The organism is Microcoleus sp. D2_18a_D3, from assembly GCF_036702455.1.
GTDB lineage: Bacteria > Cyanobacteriota > Cyanobacteriia > Cyanobacteriales > Microcoleaceae > Microcoleus.
This window is the reverse complement of record NZ_JAUBTK010000001.1, coordinates 64,978-82,814: the sequence shown is the minus strand read 5'-3', so window position 1 is coordinate 82,814 and position 17,837 is coordinate 64,978. Positions and strand designations below refer to the sequence as shown.

Genomic DNA, 17,837 nt, shown 5'->3' with positions numbered 1-17,837 from the left:
AGGCCCAGGATAGTCAAAAAGATGCGGGTAGATAGTCGCATTTGAAATCTAGGAGAATTAGTCATGTTGAATGTTAAAGTTTTGTCTGGATCAATGATAGCTGTTTTATTGGCGATCGGCAGTTACCTGACTTTAATTTCGGTTCCGGGTTCCGCTGTTGCGCCTGGGGGTGCAAATAAGCTGGGGGAAGCGGCAAAAACTGCTCAAAAAACACCTGCTGCAAGTTTAACAATTTCCGATCGCACAATTGGAGCGGCGAAGGTGGGGATGACTTTTGGACAATTGAAAAAGGCTCTGGGTTCGACGGCGCAGTTTAAGGTAGAGTCTCCTTTTATGGTAGACTTTGATTCTGTGGCAGTTAGTCGATCGGGAAAAGTGCAATATCGGATTATCTACGCTGCTGGTACAAAGCTCAAAGATACCGATGTTATTGAACTTTTGATGACTGACAATCCTAATTATAAAACAGTTCAGGGCGTCGGGCCAGGAATGACTCTGAAACAAGCTGAGGCAATTTACGGCCAAGCTACTTTATCTTATAACGTCGATAATGAAATGAGAGAAGGGGTTGTATTTGCCAAGCAACCCACTAGAAACATTATGTTTGTTCCCAAGGCTGAAGGGAAACAATTTGCGGGAGTTTATGGCGCTGGGGAAGGGGGATTTTATCAGACTAATAAGTATCAAACCAATGCTGTAATTCGCTCTGTCATGGTGCGGAATTGAATTAGCAGTAGTTACGCAGGCACGCTACATATAGCGTGCCTGCGTAACTGCCGTAGTAGCGGTTTAAACCGCCGATCGAGAGGTAACAAACCCGAATTTGCTGTAAATCCCCAGAGATAAATACAACTGACCGAAGTGGATTTTGTCATCACCTTTACCTCTAAATATCGCGCGTAAAAACCGAGAATAAACTAAAAAAAAACATCACTTTTGTTTAATCACCACCAAAGTAATATCATCAAAAACCTTCTGAGCACCAATATACTGCCGCACATCATCAATCACAGCTTCCCGAATTTCTTGGACCGAGCGCTGACGATTTTCAACCACCACTTGCCACAACCTTTCTAATCCGTACAGCGCATTATTAATATCTAAAGCTTCAGGAATTCCATCAGTATAAAGCACCACCACATCTCCGGGGTTTAACAGCACTTCTTCTTGAGCAATAAAGTCGCCAATCTCTTCTACTAAGCCAATGGGAAAGCCTAAATCCATCGTGTCTATGCACTCCAATTTTCCATCAGCGCGCACCACAATCATTTCCTCATGTTGTCCGCTTAATTTCAGGACACCTCCGGCATAGTCTAATATAGCTAGAGACATATTTCTAGAGGAGTCCATGCGCTGGAGATTGTCATAAAGAGTCTGGTTGAGGACATCCAAAAACTTCACTGGATCTGTTTCTTTCATTTTCTGAAGCGTCCTGACAGCCGTTTGTGCCATAATCATCAACACGCCGCTTTCTAAACCGTGTCCCGTGACATCGCCAATGCTAATCTTGACTTGACCATCCTGTTGCAATACCTCGTAGTAATCGCCGCCAACTTCATCGGCTGGTTCCATAAATCCAGCTATTTCTAAGCCTTCAATTGCCTCTAATTCTGACTGTTTTGGCAACACCATTTGTTGCAGTTGTTTGACAATATCGAGTTCCGCACTCATTCGCAGATTGTCTTTTTTGAGGAGTTCATTGAGAGTGCTAATTTCTTGATTAGCTTGACCTAGTTGAGCTGTGCGTTCTTGAACTTTATCTTCTAAAGTGCGATAGAGCAGCGCATTTTCAATAGAAATCGCAGCTTGAGAAGAGAGGACTTTAAGAATTTCTAGGCGATCGCGTGTAAAAGCTCCCGTAGTCAGATTATTTTCTAGATACAGAATGCCGAGCAATTTGCCTTGATTGATAATAGGAGCACATAAAACCGACTTAGGCTGATTTTTCACAACATAAGGTTCGCTAATAAATACACCTTCTTTCGTAGCCTCTGATAGCACTATATCTTCCAGAGTTCTTGCGACATATTTAAACATCCCCACTGGCATATCCTCCCCGGCTTCAACAGCAATAGATTGCAAAACTTCCACCTTGGGTGGGTCGAATTGACCAGTTGCTTCAATAGTTAACTTGCCATTATTTGATAAAATCAGTAGACCTGTTTGTGCGCCTCCATTCTCCAGCAAAATATTCATTAATTTGGCTAATAATTGGTCAAGGACAATTGCACCAGCAAGGACTTGGGAAGCTTTGATAACTGTGAACAAGTCTATATTGGAACTTCCTCCAGTTGTTGAAGAAGCTATGCCAATAGCAGTAGTCTGCAAATCAGTTTGTTTCTGGGCAGATACCTTGGGTAGCAACTGCGGATATTTCTCCTCCAAATCCTCTACTTTACGCTTAGCCCCCCAAAGTTGGTAGCCATAATGCGCTTTTTTCATATAAAGTTGGGCAATTTCCTCTTTGCCTTTACCTAGCCAGAACTTAGCTGCCAGTTCATTGCCTAAAGCTTCATTCTGAATATACTCATTTTCATGGGCTGAAGCAATGGCGCGATCGTACAATTCCCATATTAATTCTATTTCTTTACCAGTAATGCGAGCAATTTCCGCTTCTACCAATAGATATTTGTGCAGGAAGTTTTCAGGACAGTTATCTGCCCAATTTTTCATCTTCTGTTGATTGACTTTTAAAATTTCCTCATATTCCTGCTGTTGCGAGTTGGTAGCAGTTGGGTAAAGAGCCGTTAAAATTAAAGAATAGTACATATAATGGTCGGCTTGACTGGGTATACCTGTAATAAAAACGAGAATTTCATCGCTTTTTTTGGCGGTTGTCAGAGCATTTTTATAATCTCCATATAGGAAGAAAATTTGTGTTTTAAATAGGTTATACGGCACTATTCCCGTCATAAAATTTTTTTCTTCCCACATTTGGAGGCACTGATATTCATCAAAATTCTCATCGCTAAAAGAAAATTTGTCCAGGGTTAATCCCTGTAAATTTAAGATAAAATACTGATATAATTGCTGACTCCCAACCAAAGCAGAATTTTTGATTTGCTTGTTAAACTCAAGATATTTGTTAGACTCATCAAGAATACTGTCAAAGTTTTCCCCAGCTATAATTCTTTGAATAACCAAATGGTAAGAAGTATAAGCCGCCCAAATATCTCCAATTTCTGCACCTATTTGGTAGCCCTTTCTAAGAATAGGAATACCTTTTTTAAGATGGCTTCGCCAGGGATTAATATGAGCACCGAACATCTCGATAACTTTGCAAGATAAACTAGCATTATTAAACTGCTCGGCCAGCTTCATGCCTAATTGACCAAATTCATAACCAACCTTATAATCAACTAATCTTGGATCTCCCATAAGTCCCCAGTAAGCATATCCATGAGCCGAGTGCTCGGAGTTGCCGTGTGCAATAGAAAGATTGACCATTTTGAGTGAGCCCAAAGCACACAAGTCTTGGTTAGTAAAATAAGTAGGTCCACTAAGATTTTCTAAAAGCTTCATACAGGCTATTATTTCTGAGTTAATCATCTTGGGTGCATCAATTAGCTCGGCTATCTTGATTCTTTCGAGACTAGCTCTGTATAACTGTAACTCTAATTCCAATTCTGACCAAATTTCTGCTTTATTAGCGATCGGCAAACTGACTCCCAAAGTTTTTAAGGTGTCCGAAGCTATTTGTATAGCTTCTAAATATTTGCCTTTATTATCATAAAAAATTACGCGCATATTCTGAATTTCTGCTCGTTCTAAATTAGAGTGAGCCTGAGTTAATATCAAATCAAATAACTCTTCTGCCTTTTCAAAGTTACCGCATAAATATTCACATTCAGACCGTTGTCGATATAAACTAAAGGTCAAATCATAATGCTCTTGCCAAGCATCTCCCGGCAACATCTCTATTCCCGTAGTAAAATATTGCTCTAAAGCAGTGGCATAAGCCGTTGAAGCTTTGGCTTTTCTCCCCGCTTCCAAGTTCAATCGTGCTAATTCCACCCGTTCCGATTCATCAGTTATCAATTCCCAAGCTAAGTTTAAATGATCGACTATTTCAAATGTTTTTTCCGGTAGTTGCTCAGCAGATACATTCGCTAGCAACAGCCGCCCAATTAGAAGATGAACCGCTTTTTTCTGATTGTCATCAATCAGAGCATAAGCCGCTTGTTGTACCCGGTCATGCAGAAATTTATAATCTTGAATTAATAGGTTTTCATCTAACTCTGATGTGGGCAAGATGAATCCGGTCTGAACTGCCACAACTAAGTCAGAAAAAATTACCTCTTTCGGTTTTTCACTAACGATCGCAAGAGTGTTTAAGTAAAAAGAAGCACCTATACAAGATGCTAAACGTAAAACCTGCTGTGTGAGCGCCGGCAGTTTCTTTAACTTGCCTATCATCAATTCTACAACATTATCGGTAATATTTTGTGCCTCAATTTGGTCAATATTCCACTGCCAACTATGCTCCGGGAAATCAAAAATTATCAGGTTTTCCGCGTACAGGGTTTGGAGAAACTGATTGACAAAGAATGGATTACCACCTGTTTTCCTCATCACCAATTCTGCCAAGGGTTTTACCGCATCAGTGTCGCTATATAAGGTATCGGCAATCAGTTGGCTAATATTTTCTAGTTCTAAAGGTGCTAAGGTAATATAATTGATAGTGGCTCCATCTTTGAGCAATCCATCCAGCGTCATCATCAAGGGGTGCGTTGGGCTAACTTCATTATCCCGATAGGCTCCAATTAAAAACAGATATTGCATATCTGCATCGGTCATCATCAGTTCAATTAACTTGAGTGTCGCGGAGTCGGCCCACTGTAAATCATCGAGAAATATGACTAAGGGATGCTCTTTTGTGCAAAAGGCTCGGATGAAGTTACTGAAGACAATATTAAACCGATTTTGCGAATCGCTTGCCCCTAATTCTGGCACTGGTGGCTGTTCGCCGACAATCAGTTCTACTTCGGGAATTACATCAATAATCACTTGACCATTGACACCAAAAGAACCTCTAAGTTTTTCTCGCCATTGTTCAAGCTGTATTTCACTTTCAGTTAATAGTTGCCGCACTAATCCCTTAAAGGCGCTAACTACAGCGGAGTAAGGAATACTCTTTTGAAATTGGTCAAATTTGCCTGCGGTGAAATAGCCGCGCCGTCGGGTATTGGGTTTGTGAATTTCGGCTATTAGAGATGATTTGCCAATACCAGAATAACCCGCCACCAACATCATTTCTATTTGGGATTGGGAATTGTCCGCTACTCGCTCAAATGCTTTTAGTAGTGCTTCTACTTCGGCTTCGCGTCCGTAGAGTTTTTGGGGAATTTGAAACAGGGCGGAAATGTCTTGATCCCCTAAAGAGAAATCAGATATATTTCCTGTGGTTTGTAACTGATGCAAACATTCTGCTAAATCATTTTTGATTCCGAAACCACTTTGGTATCGCTCCTCAGCGGTTTTTGCCATGAGTTTCATTACAATATCTGACAGGGCCTGGGGAATTTCTGGATTAATTTGATGAGGAGAAATTGGCACTTTAGCAATATGACAATGCACTAACTCCAGGGCATCATTTGTTTCAAAAGGAAGTTGTCGTGTCAGCAACTCATAAAAAGTGGCACCGAGAGAGTAAAAGTCGGTGCGGTAATCTAGAGAACGATTCATTCTTCCTGTTTGTTCAGGTGAAATATAAGCTAAAGTACCTTCTAAGACGTTAGGATTTTTTACGGTAGGATTTTCGCTGGTGAATTGACTAGAAATACCAAAGTCTATAATTTTGAGTTGCCCGGTTTCTGGGTTGAAAATAATATTCGTGGGGTTAATATCTTTATGGACAATATTTTCGGCATGAATACTGCCTAAAATATCAGCCGTTTTAATAGCAATGCTAAGAAATTCCAGTATGGGGAATGCCGGGGTGCCTGCTTCCCTACGCTCATTCATCAACTGTTTTAAAGATGACGCGCCCAAATCCTCAAGGATAATGACTAAAGTCCGCTGATAGGGTTTTAATCCATAAGCCTTAATCACCCCATCGAGATTCAAATTGCGAGTAATTTCATACTCTTGTTTATAGCGGGTTAGTTCCGAAGGTGTAGGATAGTCTTCTTTGAGGAATTTGAGGATAACGGGTTGGTTATCGAGTTGTCGCAAAGCCCGATAAACCGTGGAGTTGATACTGTCGTAAATTTGAGTGAGAATCTGGTAGCCGTCAATGTTAATCATTTTTGATTTCTTTTGAGTAATGTGTAAGGGGAGTATTTCCAAACTGCTAAGATGGAAATACTCCCAAACTCTTGCCTTAAAAAGTTTAATGGGGAACTATCGCAGGCAAGATACTGCCCTATATCTGAATACTTTTCCCCTGCGGCATCGATTTTACTCTATCTTCTTTGCCTAATCTCCCTCCGCGATCGCGAAGTTAAGCGATTGATGTTTAGGCCAAGCATCATTCTCGCCAATAATTTGCTGGCGATGATATTCCTGGCTGCACTGCTGTTGCAGAATTGCCCTGGCCTTGCATTCCTGCCATCGTAGTCGCTTCGATACACCCAGAATTGAAACTATTATCGATCCAATCGCCTGTTAGGTAGAGGTTATTGAACCCGCGAGGGCGATTATCCCACCTGGAGCCATCGGCGCGAAGACGAAACTGGTAACTTTGGGGAACCGACAATACATAACGCTCTGATGGAGTAATGTTAATACGGCAATACTGAGAGTAAAAGCGTTGTTCTCCTTGCTCATCTTGGTGTTTGACCCCAAAGCAGTAAATACAATGTAACCTTTTTGGGGGCAGCCCGCTCAGGAGTGCGATCGACCTATTTACGCCATCCTACCAGTTGGCGATCGGCAATAAACCTAGTTTATTGGTAATTATTCTTACCGTTGACGGTGAACTTGCGGCAGTGTTGGTGCCGATTCGAGATGCTGATATGGAAACAGTCAGCCTCAACTTGAATCCTAATTTTATCGCTATGTTACAAGAATCGAGGGCAAGACTGAAAACAGAAGGTGGAATTTCGATCGAGCAACTCAAACAAGAATTGTCAGAATTGCTATGACCAGAATTAGGAGCGATCGCACTTACTAAAAAAAGAGCGATCGCCCGCTTTAACTCACAGAAGCTACCGAAAAGATTGAAGTTTATCCCACGCTGCTGAGGGAATTAGAAGAGCGATCGCGCAATGCCTCCAAACGATTACTTTCCCCCTTTAAATCGAACACAACCTCAAACTTAACGTGGGGTATAGTTTGACGCAAAAACTGAAAATGCCCGTCTGCGTCAGAACGACTGCGGAAGCGGGCAACAATTATCCATTGCTCAGAGGGTAACAAACGGGCGATCGCCCAACAACACAAGCGTTCTTTGTACGTCATAATAGAATCCGTCTCCAGTGAATTGTTGGAGCCAGAGCCAGCCCGGAACCTTCCACAGTAAGGGGCTGGCTTTTGACTGTTTACAGGTCGCATTATAACACACAATGACGTACAATGATTTAAAATAACTTAAAATGAAATATTTTTATCGGTCTTAACTCAAAACAGCGTAAGATGGACTGTATTGAGATTTTTTGTAGTGCAACGAATGGCTTCACGGGGAAGAGTTACCGCATACCTACCAGAGGAAATTCAAAAAGCTCTGGAAGAATGGGCAGAAGAAGAAAGCAGATCCGTTAGCAGTTTGACAACTTACCTGCTGACGAAATCAGTTAGAGAGCGCCAAGAGCAGAAAAAGGACGAATCGCGGAGCGATCGCCCGAGTTGAATGTCGGCGATACTGAAAGGTGTTGGAGTGTAAGATTGAAGACAATTGAAGTAAAACCATGCCAGCCCATGCCTTCACGAATGCGAGTCACAGTTACACTTCCAGAAGACGTTCATCAAGCCTTGTCCGAATGGGCCGAAGAGGAAGATAGAACGCTCGCAAACCTGCTTTCCCATGTGGCAGCTAAAGCAGTCAGAGAACGCCAAGAACAGAAAAAAGATAAATCAGAAAGCGATCGCCCTTAAGCGATGACCACAGCCTATATCTTTAACAACCGAGGAGACAACACTGCCAGAAGACTACACAGAAGCAGAACTTTTCAGCAATCCTGAAGGCATTGCCCGAACGCGAGCGAGATCCTTACAGCAAGCTCTATCACCACCCGCGCAATCTAGAGTAACAATGGGTGCTGGGGTTGTTGAAGACGCCCAAAAAAACCGCAGAGTAGTTATAGGAACCAGCGAACCCAATGGTTACTTGCGACCGGGAGTAAAGTCTGCACTCCTATTCGGAGAAACCGTTATTCCAGGTTTGGGCCATGCGGAAGCTAACATAGTTGCTTGGGCCGTTAAAAATGATTGTAAAGTAATTGCAGTAGCAGCAGGGCGTCCTATGTGTGAAAACTGCGTCCAAACGATAGAAGGCGCTGGCGGCTTAGTCGCAAGTCCCAAAAAATATAATCCAAGGAGTTAATTACACAATGACAGAAAATCGCTTAGAATTTATTGATGCTGAACAATCGGAAATGCTGAAACAAGCAACTATTTCCGAGCAGCGAAATGCAGCAAAAGCCGCTTGTAAATTCGCAATTGAACGCACTCGATTAAGTCACCCAATTCTTGACGAAGGATTAGAAGCGCTAGAAAAAGGTCAATGCGGTGATGTTTCACTTCAAAACAAACTTAAATCCTTGGTCGATCGACTCGATGAGATTCAGTGGGACTTGCAAGAAAAAATGGGAGAAGGCAATATAGAAGTATCAGATTATTTAGCTGCATTTCACACAGCGCGCGCAGTTAATTCACTCTATTTTGCCCTTGATGCAGATCCTTTTGTAGCAGCATCCGAAGCTATTTATGAAGCTCATGCAGCTACAGATGAGTTAGTTACTTTGAAACAAAAGATTTTAGAAGTTTTTAAAGCACCTACCGTGATTTAGAGAAAAAAAGGCCGCGCGATCGCAGCTATCCCGTAGGGAATCACCCCTCAAAAAAATAAGGTGGGCCGCAGCCCACCCTACTCAAATTATTTAGCAGTCACCAACTGTGCCGGCAGCCGCTTAAACGCCAACCTTTCATTCTCGATATCCACAAAAATGGTATCGCCGTCAGCAAAATCTCCCCGCAAAATACCCTTCGCCATTTGCGTTTCCAACTCGCGTTGAATTCCCCGCTTCAATGGCCGCGCACCGTAAACCGGATCGTAACCAATTTCTGCTAAGAAATCGATCGCAGATTCCGACAATTTCAGAGACATTTTGCGATCGGCTAACCGTTTTTCCAAGCGCTTAACTTGCAACAGCACAATCTGCCGCAGTTCCGTCTTACTCAAACCGTGGAAGATAATCATCTCATCAATCCGGTTCAAGAATTCCGGGCGGAAAGTTCCCCGCATCGCTTCCATCACCCGACTCCGCATTTGTTCGTTATCTCCCGCCACATCTAAGATGTATTGAGAGCCGACATTCGATGTCATAATAATCACAGAATTCTTAAAGTCTACTGTGTGACCTTGAGCATCGGTAACGCGGCCGTCATCCAGAATTTGCAGCATGATGTTGAAGACATCCGGGTGCGCTTTCTCGATTTCATCGAATAGAATCACCGAGTAAGGACGGCGGCGCACAGCCTCAGTTAATTGTCCGCCTTCGTCGTAGCCAACGTATCCCGGAGGCGCACCAATTAACCGCGAAACTGCGTGTTTCTCCATGTATTCCGACATATCAATTCGCACGATCGCTTCTTCCGTGTCGAACAAATAAGACGCTAATGCTTTGGCTAATTCGGTTTTGCCAACACCCGTGGGGCCGAGGAAGATAAAACTCGCAACCGGACGATTTGGATCTGCTAAACCTGCGCGCGATCGCTGAATTGCATCTGCAACCGCCGTCACCGCTTCATCCTGTCCAATTACCCGCTTGTGCAGTTCATCTTCCAAGTGCAGAAGTTTTTGCATTTCCGATTCAACCAACTTGCTGATCGGAATTCCCGTCCACTTGGAAATAATCTCGGCAATGTCACCTTCTGTAACTTCTTCCCGCAGCAAAGTTTTACCTGTGGTTTGAGTTGCTGAAAGTTGAGCTTCTGCTTCTTGCAGTTGTTTTTGCAATTCGGTTAACTTGCTATATTTCAACTCAGCAGCGCGGTTCAGGTCATATTTTAATTCAGCTTGTTGAATTTCAATATTCACCTTATCAATCTGTTCTTTAATCTTTTGAATGCTGCCGATGACACCTTTTTCCGATTGCCACTGGGCGTTCAAAGCGCTTTGCTGTTCCTTGAGGTTGGCTAAGTCTTTTTCCAGTCTTTCCAAGCGTTCGATCGAAGCAGCGTTACTTTCTTTTTGCAGCGACAGTCTCTCCATTTCTAGCTGCAAAATCCTGCGATCGATTTCGTCTAGTTCTTCCGGCTTGGAGGTAATCTCCATTTTGAGTTTAGCGGCTGCTTCGTCAACTAAGTCAATGGCTTTGTCGGGAAGGAAGCGATCGCTAATATATCGAGTAGACAAAGTAGCCGCCGCCACTAGGGCGCTGTCAGAAATTTTAACGCCGTGGTGAACTTCGTAGCGTTCTTTCAAGCCCCGCAAAATCGAGACAGTATCTTCAACTGTCGGTTGGTCAACATAAACTTGTTGAAAACGGCGTTCTAGTGCCGCATCTTTTTCGAGGTACTTGCGGTATTCGTCGAGAGTTGTAGCGCCGATACAGCGCAATTCTCCCCTCGCTAACATGGGTTTAAGCAAGTTGCCGGCATCCATCGATCCTTGAGTTGCACCGGCACCGACAACGGTGTGAATTTCATCGATAAATAAGATGACTTTGCCGTTGCTGTCCATCACTTCTTTGAGCACCGCTTTCAAGCGTTCTTCAAATTCTCCCCGGAATTTTGCGCCGGCAATTAACGCGCCCATATCTAGGCTAATTAATTGTCGGTCTTTGAGAGATTGGGGCACGTCTCCGGTGATAATTCGCTGGGCGAGTCCTTCGGCGATCGCAGTTTTGCCGACTCCCGGTTCCCCAATCAATACCGGATTATTTTTGGTGCGACGGCTCAAAATTTGAATCGTGCGGCGGATTTCGTCATCCCGTCCGATTACCGGATCGAGTTTGCCTTGACGCGCTGCTTCTGTCAAATCTCTGCCGTATTTTTCCAGCGCTTCGTATTTGCCTTCTGGATTTTGATCGGTCACTTTGTTCTTCCCCCGGACTTGGGTAATGATATCTTTGAGCTTGGCTTCATCTAGTTTAAATTCTTGTAGTAAATTTTTGCCGAAACGATCGTCCTTAACGTAACCTAGTATCAAATGCTCGACCGAAATAAATTCATCGCCGTACTCTTTGCGATAAGTTTCGGCGCGATCGAGCAAAGTGTCGAGAGAACGACCTAGATAAACGTTGCCACCGCTTCCAGTAATTTTGGGCTGGCGACTGATAAACTCATCAGTGCGATCGCGCAATTTTGCTACAGAAACTCCCGCTTTGTTAAATAAGCTGCTAGCAAGTCCCGATTCTTGTTCCAGCAAAGCTTTCATCAAATGTTCGCTTTCTAGCTGCTGCTGCTGACCTGCTTTGACGATTTCGGGGGTGCGGGCGAGGGCTTCCCAGGCTTTTTCGGTAAATTGGTTTGGATTATTTGGTTGCATAAATTTTAATTCCCTGCATTAAAAATGATGATTGCTGTAGAGGCAATTGCTCGATCGCCCGTACAATTGTCATTGTAGGGAGTTGCGGAGAGGGGGCGGATCGGTGTTCCCCTATCTTGAGATAGGTATTTCCGTCCTGTGTAGCAGTCTCTCGCAAGGAAAAGCAAACTTTCGCACCTAAAAGTTGGACTCTTGGATAAGACTGATACCAATTTAATGTGAAGTTGCACATATCTCGATCCCCCTAAATCCCCCTTAATAAGGGGGACGAAAGAGAAGAATCTTGTCCCCCCCTTATTAAGGGGGGCTAGGGGGGATCGGATTCTATGCAACCTCATAAAAAATTGGTATGAGATGTTGCACCATTGTCAATAAGCTTTTTATGAACAGGCTTTCCGGCCTGTTCCCCAAGAAGAAAATTCACTCTTTGTGGAACAGGCATCTTGCCTGTTCTTGAGAAGAGTGCAAGATGTGAGATAAGACCAACTCTCACATTGAAAATGCTTTCTAGTGCCACTTACAAAAACGGCACATTCTTAAACAGTCTCCTGCTGCGGAAAATGGAGAAACACTCATGTAAATAGGAGAGAGGACTTGAGAACCGTCACAGTCCTATAGCGAAACCCGAAGCGTTATTGTTTTACTCATCAATAACAGCCGCTATAACTCTCACACCTGGAAAATATAGCTATGAAAATTGTACCTTTAATTTCGTTAGGTATTATAGCAAGTGCCGCGTTCGCACTAGCCCCTGAAGCTTTGGCAAGTACCTGGCGTGCCGCACACCGGATGTCTGGTTTTTCCGCCGACAGCAATTACTACTTGTATCTAGAAAGTTCCAGAGATACTGGAGCGGGAATTCCCAAAGCAGAATTGCAAATTGTCCAAGTTGCTGCAAATTCCTGCATCAGAAATGGGTGTATCGAAACTAAATATGGCGAACCCGACTCCAATAAAAGCACTAAAATGGCAGAAGATGACTTGCTTAAAAAAAGTTGGAATAGCAGGGAAACTTTGAAGTTAACTCCTCCTCAAGCTGGAACTAAACTGAACATTATTTCTCGTACTCCCGGAGCCAATGGAAGCGAGACAGTCGCCGTCAAAGTCAATACAGCAAAGCCTTTACAAATTCGCCTGGAACAGCGGCAAAAAACTACTCCTCCTGGCAAAGAAAGCGCGGCAATGCGTCTTGTAATTAATCATAACGGTCGGCAGCGTGTCCTCGGATCGCTGAACAATTTTGAAGATTGGGTGTTCTCTTATTCAATCCGAGAAGTTCGTTTGTCTCCGAACGGGCGCAATGTCGTTGTCCTGGTGGACAAGACAGAACGCACTTTTGAAGGAGTCTTGAAAACTACTGTTGTACAAGGCTTTGTTCTTTAGACTTGCTATATTCCCAGGTTTTGACCTGGGAATTATCAAAACTTACGCAGAACCCCTATCTGTAAGCTACACGCAGTGCACCTACAGATAGAGTCTGTGCGTCAGTCGCGATCGGGTTGTTAATTATTCTTTATTTTGATAATTGATATCAAATCCGCGTTTCCTCGTCGGGCGTAAAGTCGAATCAAGCTGCCAACAAATAATTCGCGCAATTTTCATTTTTTTGACTCACAGTCAACAGTCAACAATATTTCAAAAACTGTTCGATTACACGCTCCAACGATGGTAAAAGGGGCGGCGGAGGTTTGGACAAGACAGATTGGCGGGGTTGTTGCCGATCGCAGAAACTGTTTCTCGATCGGCAACAACCATTTTTGGGCTTCTCAGAAAAATTGAATTTTGCTCAGTTCGCTGTTGCTTTATTGTGAAGCAAGCGGTAAAAATAGGTTGCAAAACTGCAATAACTGTGCCTATTAATGCCAAGAATTGTTTGCCAATTTTAATCATGTTCCCTGAGTAAAAGTGATTTCACAAATGACCACTTTACTATCTCTAGACCGAGATGAAATCTTCAGAACCGATGAGATTGGGAGCAACACCTATCAAAGAAGCTAAAACTTCACCGCTGCTGGCTACTGTAATTAATGTGCCGTCAGTTCCCGGCGAAATTGATAGCTGTCCGAAGGTCAAGCCATTGATTAATTGCACGGTATCTTGAGAGTTGGCGAAATCAGAGATTGTATCAACTCCCAATCCCGCACCTAAAACAAATACATCGTTTCCCAAACCGCCGACTAGAATATCGTTTCCCAAACCGCCGTTGAGGGTGTCAAAACCTTTGCCGCCATTCAGGATATCGCTGCCGTCCCCCCCGACAAGGATATCGTTGCCTCGCAAACCGGTAAGTACGTCGTTCCCTTCCACACCGTTGATGATATCGTTGCCGCTGGTGCCAGTCAGGTTGTCGTTGCCGTCCGTGCCGTTGATGTTGTTATTAGGAGGGTTATTGCCTGGAGTGTTGCCGATGTCAGAAACAAAGACATCGGAGATATTGTTAGTATCTCCCGGTACGAGGTTAGTGGCATCAGATGAAAACGCTACTCTCTGCCCATCTGCAGAGATGGAGGGGCTGAAGGACCCGTTATTCCCCTGATTGCCTGCTGAGTCAACAGATACACGGGTGGTGGTATTCGTCAACAAGTCCCGCACGAAGATGTCGAACCGCTTGTTAGTATCCCCCGACACGAGGTTGGAAGCCTCTGAATGAAATGCCACAAACCGCCCGTCGGCTGAGATGGAGGGGCTGAAGGAGTAATTGTTCCCCTGATTGCCTGCTGAGTCAACAGAGACACGGGTGGTGGTATTGGCTAGCGTGTCGCGCACAAAGATGTCCACGTTATTACCAGTGTCCCCCGGCACAAGGTCTGCGGTCGAAGAGTAAAATGCCACCAACCGCCCGTCGGCTGAGATGGAGGGGTCAAAGGAGCCGATGGGCTCGAAGGAGTTGTAGAACCCCTTCGTTTGATTGCCTGCTGAGTCAACTGAGACGCGAGTGGTGGTATTCGTCAACAAGTCCCGCACGAAGATGTCGCTGTTATTGTTAGTGTCCCCCGGTACGAGGTTTGTGGCCTCAGACTCAAATGCCACAAACCGCCCGTTGGCTGAGATGGAGGGATGGCCGGAATACTTGTTCCCCTGATTACCTGCTGAGTCAACTGAGACGCGAGTGGTGGTATTCGTCAACAAGTCCCGCACGAAGATGTCGCTCCTATCGTTAGTGTCCCCAAGTACGAGGTTTGGGGCCGCAGAGTAAAATGCCACAAACCGCCCGTCGGCTGAGATGGATGGATTATTGCCGGAATACTTGTTCCCCTGATTGCCTGCTGAGTCAACTGAGACGCGGGTGGTGGTATCTGTCAACGAGTCCCGCACGAAGATGTCGTTGGTATTGTTAGTGTCCCCCGGTACGAGGTTTGTGGCCTCAGATGAAAATGCCACAAACCGCCCGTTGGCTGAGATAGAGGGAGCGGTGGAAATGTTGTTCCCCTGATTGCCTACTGAGTCAACTGAGACACGGGTAGTGGTATTGGCTAGCGTGTCGCGCACAAAGACATCACCGCTAGCGTTAGTGTCCCCCGGCACGAGGTTGGATGCTCGAGATCCAAACGCCACAAACCGCCCGTCGGACGAAATGGAAGGATAGGAGGATAGCAATCGGCCTTCATTGCCCTGATTGCCTGTTGAGTCAACTGAGACGCGAGTAATATTCATAAGCCCTGATATTTCAATAGTCTGGATGTTTTTATTTCGTAGTCTGAAACCCTCGATTTTCCGTTGGTAGCTCGATCGCCTTGGAGCCTTGAAACCCTTACTCTACGGCTGGTAATCAAAAACTGTCCGAAGTATTAATATTTAAGAGTAGAACTTTGGAGATGGGTTTTGCGATCGCACGGCAAATGGGGCTATTTACAATTTATGCCCTAACCGCCTTGGCGGTTGCTATAACTACAAACATTATAGTTAAATCAGTAAAACGTATACTGGGTAAGGGTTAGGCAAGAAAACTACCCTTCAACCAAATACTGATATCTACCTTTTTATGAATGTTTCAATCTCTATAGGGTTGCAGGGTGAGACTAAGCGGGAAAACTCAAACTCTAGACCGAGATAAAATCTTCAGAACCGATGAGATTGGGAGCAACACCTATCAAAGAAGCTAAAACTTCACCGCTGCTGGCTACTGTAATTAATGTGCCGTCAGTTCCCGGCGAAATTGATAGCTGTCCGAAGGTCAAGCCATTGATTAATTGCACGGTATCTTGAGACTTGACGAAATTAACGATCGTATCAACTCCCAATCCGGCACCTAAAACAAAGACATCATTGCCCGCGCCGCCGACTAGAATATCATTTCCCAAACCGCCGTTGAGAGCGTCAAAACCTTTGCCGCCATTCAGGATATCGCTGCCGTCGCCCCCGACAAGGATATCGTTGCCGCGCAAACCGGTGAGTACGTCATTCCCTTCCACACCGTTGATGATATCGTTGCCGCTGGTGCCAAACAGGATGTCGTTGCCGTCCGTGCCATTGATGTTGTTATCAGGAGGGTTATTGCCTGAAGTGGTGCCGGTGTCAGAAACAAAGACATCGAAGGTATTGTTAGTATCCCCCGGCACGAGGTTGGAGGCAGCAGAATCAAACGCTACTCTGTGCCCATCTGCAGAGATGGAGGGGTCATAGGACTCATTGTTTCCCTGATTGCCTGCGGCATCTACTGACACGCGGGTGGTGGTATTGGTGAGCGTATCGCGCACGAAGATGTCGCCGTAATTGTTAGTGTCCCCCGGCACGAGGTTGGAGGCAAAAGAACGAAACGCTACAAACCGCCCGTTGGCCGAGATGGACAGGCCGTAGAAAGAGCTATCGTTTGCCTGATTGCCTGCTGAATCTACAGAGACGCGGGTGGTGGTATTGGTGAGCGTGTCCCGCACGAAGATGTCAGGGGTACTGTTAGTATCCCCCGGCACGAGGTTGGAGGCGCTAGATTCAAACGCCACAAACCTCCCGTCGGCTGAGATGGAGGGATCATCGGAGCCACTGTTTCCCTGATTGCCTGCTGAATCTACAGAGACGCGGGTGGTGGTATTGGTGAGCGTGTCCCGCACGAAGATGTCTGTCTTTTCGTTGGTATCCCCCGGCACGAGGTTGGAGGAATATGATTGAAACGCGACAAACCGCCCGTCGGCTGAGATTGAGGGGCTTAAAGACCCGCTGGTTGAGATGGGGTCTACGGAGGTATCGTTCCCCTGATTGCCTGCTGAGTCTACAGAGACGCGGGTGGTGGTATTGGTAAGCGTGTCCCGCACGAAGATGTCGTAGGTTTCGTTAGTATCCCCCGGCACGAAGTCGGCGGAAGCTGAATAAAACGCCACAAACCTCCCGTCGGCTGAGATGGAGGGGAAGCCGGAACCCTTGTACAGCTCATTGTCCGCCTGATTGCCTGCTGAGTCTACAGAGACGCGGGTGGTCGTATTGGTAAGCGTGTCCCGCACGAAGATGTCGTAGGTTTCGTTAGTATCCCCCGGCACGAGGTTGGTGGCATCTGAATGAAACGCCACAAACCTCCCGTCGGTTGAGATGGAGGGGCTGAAGGAGTCATTGTTCGCCTGATTGCCTGCTGAGTCAACTGAGACGCGGGTGATGGTATTGGTGAGCGTGTCCCGCAGGAAGATGTCGCGGTAATTGTTAGTATCCCCCGGCACGAGGTTGGTGGCATAAGAATAAAACGCCACAAACCGCCCGTCGGGCGAAATGGAAGGAGAGGTGAAGGAGAATGGGCCTTGATTGCCCTGATTGCCTGCTGAGTCTACAGAGACGCGAGTAATATTCATAAGCCCTGATATTTCAATAGTCTGGATGTTTTATTTCGTAGTCTGAAACCCTCGATTTTTAGTTGGTAGCTCGATCGCCTTGGAGCCTTGAAACCCTTACTCTACGGCTGGTAATCAAAAACTGTCCGAAGTATTGATATTTAAGACTACAACTGTAGAGATGGGTTTTGCGATCGCACGGCAATTGTAGCTATTTATACTTTATGCCCTACTCGCTTTGGAGGTTGTTATATTTTTCTTAAAATTTAAATTTGTGTTGCTCATAGAATATTCCCAAGACCCTTACGCAGTAACAGTGTGAGGCTGAGGACGCAAAAACATTGTTTGATGTACTTTGTCGCCAGCCTCCCAAGCTATTTTCTAAACAAATTAATGAAGCGTAAAACAGCTATAGTTGAGAGTGCTTTTAGGTT

The 17,837-nt window shown here is 45.0% G+C and carries 14 protein-coding genes; 7 read left to right on the top strand and 7 right to left on the bottom strand.

The annotated features are described in order from the left end of the window. Positions 1–63 precede the first annotated feature (63 nt). A complete protein-coding gene (locus tag QUB06_RS00430; RefSeq protein WP_333433752.1) occupies positions 64–726 on the top strand; it encodes a hypothetical protein in 663 nt (220 codons plus the stop codon). Positions 727–930: 204 nt separating this feature from the next. Here QUB06_RS00430 and QUB06_RS00425 read toward each other — a convergent pair whose 3' ends face one another. Then, the gene (locus tag QUB06_RS00425) at positions 931–6,246 is read right to left on the bottom strand and encodes an AAA family ATPase (protein ID WP_333433751.1); all 5,316 of its coding nucleotides are present in this window, start codon (positions 6,244–6,246) and stop codon (positions 931–933) included. A gap of 644 nt (positions 6,247–6,890) precedes the next feature. Between QUB06_RS00425 and QUB06_RS00420 the strand changes: the two genes are divergently transcribed. Then, the gene (locus QUB06_RS00420) at positions 6,891–7,085 is read left to right on the top strand and encodes a hypothetical protein (RefSeq protein WP_333433750.1); all 195 of its coding nucleotides are present in this window, start codon (positions 6,891–6,893) and stop codon (positions 7,083–7,085) included. An 82-nt stretch (positions 7,086–7,167) separates the two neighbouring features. Here QUB06_RS00420 and QUB06_RS00415 read toward each other — a convergent pair whose 3' ends face one another. Beyond that, on the bottom strand, positions 7,168–7,401 hold the full coding sequence (locus tag QUB06_RS00415) for a hypothetical protein (RefSeq protein ID WP_333433749.1): 234 nt from the start codon (positions 7,399–7,401) through the stop codon (positions 7,168–7,170). 208 nt (positions 7,402–7,609) lie between these two features. Here QUB06_RS00415 and QUB06_RS00410 point away from each other — a divergent pair, with 208 nt between their 5' ends. From QUB06_RS00410 to QUB06_RS00395, 4 genes are all read left to right on the top strand, one after another. Further along, complete coding sequence (locus tag QUB06_RS00410) at positions 7,610–7,789, top strand: ribbon-helix-helix domain-containing protein (protein WP_193973468.1); 180 nt, start codon at positions 7,610–7,612, stop codon at positions 7,787–7,789. A gap of 68 nt (positions 7,790–7,857) precedes the next feature. Continuing rightward, positions 7,858–8,034 carry a ribbon-helix-helix domain-containing protein gene (locus tag QUB06_RS00405; RefSeq protein ID WP_071883997.1) on the top strand — a complete coding sequence of 59 codons (177 nt, stop codon included), beginning with the start codon at positions 7,858–7,860 and terminating at the stop codon, positions 8,032–8,034. A 157-nt stretch (positions 8,035–8,191) separates the two neighbouring features. Beyond that, complete coding sequence (locus QUB06_RS00400; protein WP_333433748.1) at positions 8,192–8,482, top strand: hypothetical protein; 291 nt, start codon at positions 8,192–8,194, stop codon at positions 8,480–8,482. A gap of 7 nt (positions 8,483–8,489) precedes the next feature. Next, on the top strand, positions 8,490–8,948 hold the full coding sequence (locus tag QUB06_RS00395) for a hypothetical protein (protein ID WP_333433747.1): 459 nt from the start codon (positions 8,490–8,492) through the stop codon (positions 8,946–8,948). 86 nt (positions 8,949–9,034) lie between these two features. Here QUB06_RS00395 and clpB read toward each other — a convergent pair whose 3' ends face one another. Continuing rightward, the gene (clpB, locus tag QUB06_RS00390) at positions 9,035–11,650 is read right to left on the bottom strand and encodes an ATP-dependent chaperone ClpB (RefSeq protein ID WP_333433746.1); all 2,616 of its coding nucleotides are present in this window, start codon (positions 11,648–11,650) and stop codon (positions 9,035–9,037) included. Continuing rightward, positions 11,637–11,882 carry a hypothetical protein gene (locus tag QUB06_RS00385; RefSeq protein WP_333433745.1) on the bottom strand — a complete coding sequence of 82 codons (246 nt, stop codon included), beginning with the start codon at positions 11,880–11,882 and terminating at the stop codon, positions 11,637–11,639. Before QUB06_RS00385 ends, clpB begins: the two co-directional genes overlap by 14 nt. Before the next feature lie 458 nt (positions 11,883–12,340). Here QUB06_RS00385 and QUB06_RS00380 point away from each other — a divergent pair, with 458 nt between their 5' ends. After that, a complete protein-coding gene (locus QUB06_RS00380) occupies positions 12,341–13,033 on the top strand; it encodes a DUF2259 domain-containing protein (RefSeq protein ID WP_333433744.1) in 693 nt (230 codons plus the stop codon). A gap of 267 nt (positions 13,034–13,300) precedes the next feature. On the opposite strand, the gene QUB06_RS00375 is transcribed toward QUB06_RS00380, so the two are convergent. The 3 genes from QUB06_RS00375 to QUB06_RS00365 all read right to left on the bottom strand — a co-directional run bounded on the left by QUB06_RS00375 (position 13,301) and on the right by QUB06_RS00365 (position 17,424). After that, positions 13,301–13,540, bottom strand: a complete 240-nt coding sequence (locus tag QUB06_RS00375) for a hypothetical protein (RefSeq protein ID WP_333433743.1) — start codon at positions 13,538–13,540, stop codon at positions 13,301–13,303. A gap of 45 nt (positions 13,541–13,585) precedes the next feature. Further along, the gene (locus QUB06_RS00370; RefSeq protein ID WP_333433742.1) at positions 13,586–15,304 is read right to left on the bottom strand and encodes a calcium-binding protein; all 1,719 of its coding nucleotides are present in this window, start codon (positions 15,302–15,304) and stop codon (positions 13,586–13,588) included. Positions 15,305–15,690: 386 nt separating this feature from the next. Beyond that, complete coding sequence (locus tag QUB06_RS00365) at positions 15,691–17,424, bottom strand: calcium-binding protein (RefSeq protein WP_333433741.1); 1,734 nt, start codon at positions 17,422–17,424, stop codon at positions 15,691–15,693. Positions 17,425–17,837: the final 413 nt, after the last annotated feature.

Bases quoted from the DNA above. Each gene is read 5' to 3' on its own strand.
- QUB06_RS00430 (WP_333433752.1), top strand. From the start codon at position 64: ATGTTGAATGTTAAAGTTTTGTCTGGATCAATGATAGCTGTTTTATTG.
- QUB06_RS00425 (WP_333433751.1), bottom strand. From the start codon at position 6,246: ATGATTAACATTGACGGCTACCAGATTCTCACTCAAATTTACGACAGT.
- QUB06_RS00415 (WP_333433749.1), bottom strand. From the start codon at position 7,401: ATGACGTACAAAGAACGCTTGTGTTGTTGGGCGATCGCCCGTTTGTTA.
- QUB06_RS00410 (WP_193973468.1), top strand. From the start codon at position 7,610: ATGGCTTCACGGGGAAGAGTTACCGCATACCTACCAGAGGAAATTCAA.
- QUB06_RS00405 (WP_071883997.1), top strand. From the start codon at position 7,858: ATGCCTTCACGAATGCGAGTCACAGTTACACTTCCAGAAGACGTTCAT.
- QUB06_RS00400 (WP_333433748.1), top strand. From the start codon at position 8,192: ATGGGTGCTGGGGTTGTTGAAGACGCCCAAAAAAACCGCAGAGTAGTT.
- QUB06_RS00395 (WP_333433747.1), top strand. From the start codon at position 8,490: ATGACAGAAAATCGCTTAGAATTTATTGATGCTGAACAATCGGAAATG.
- clpB (WP_333433746.1), bottom strand. From the start codon at position 11,650: ATGCAACCAAATAATCCAAACCAATTTACCGAAAAAGCCTGGGAAGCC.
- QUB06_RS00385 (WP_333433745.1), bottom strand. From the start codon at position 11,882: ATGTGCAACTTCACATTAAATTGGTATCAGTCTTATCCAAGAGTCCAA.
- QUB06_RS00380 (WP_333433744.1), top strand. From the start codon at position 12,341: ATGAAAATTGTACCTTTAATTTCGTTAGGTATTATAGCAAGTGCCGCG.
- QUB06_RS00375 (WP_333433743.1), bottom strand. From the start codon at position 13,540: ATGATTAAAATTGGCAAACAATTCTTGGCATTAATAGGCACAGTTATT.
- QUB06_RS00370 (WP_333433742.1), bottom strand. From the start codon at position 15,304: ATGAATATTACTCGCGTCTCAGTTGACTCAACAGGCAATCAGGGCAAT.
- QUB06_RS00365 (WP_333433741.1), bottom strand. From the start codon at position 17,424: ATGAATATTACTCGCGTCTCTGTAGACTCAGCAGGCAATCAGGGCAAT.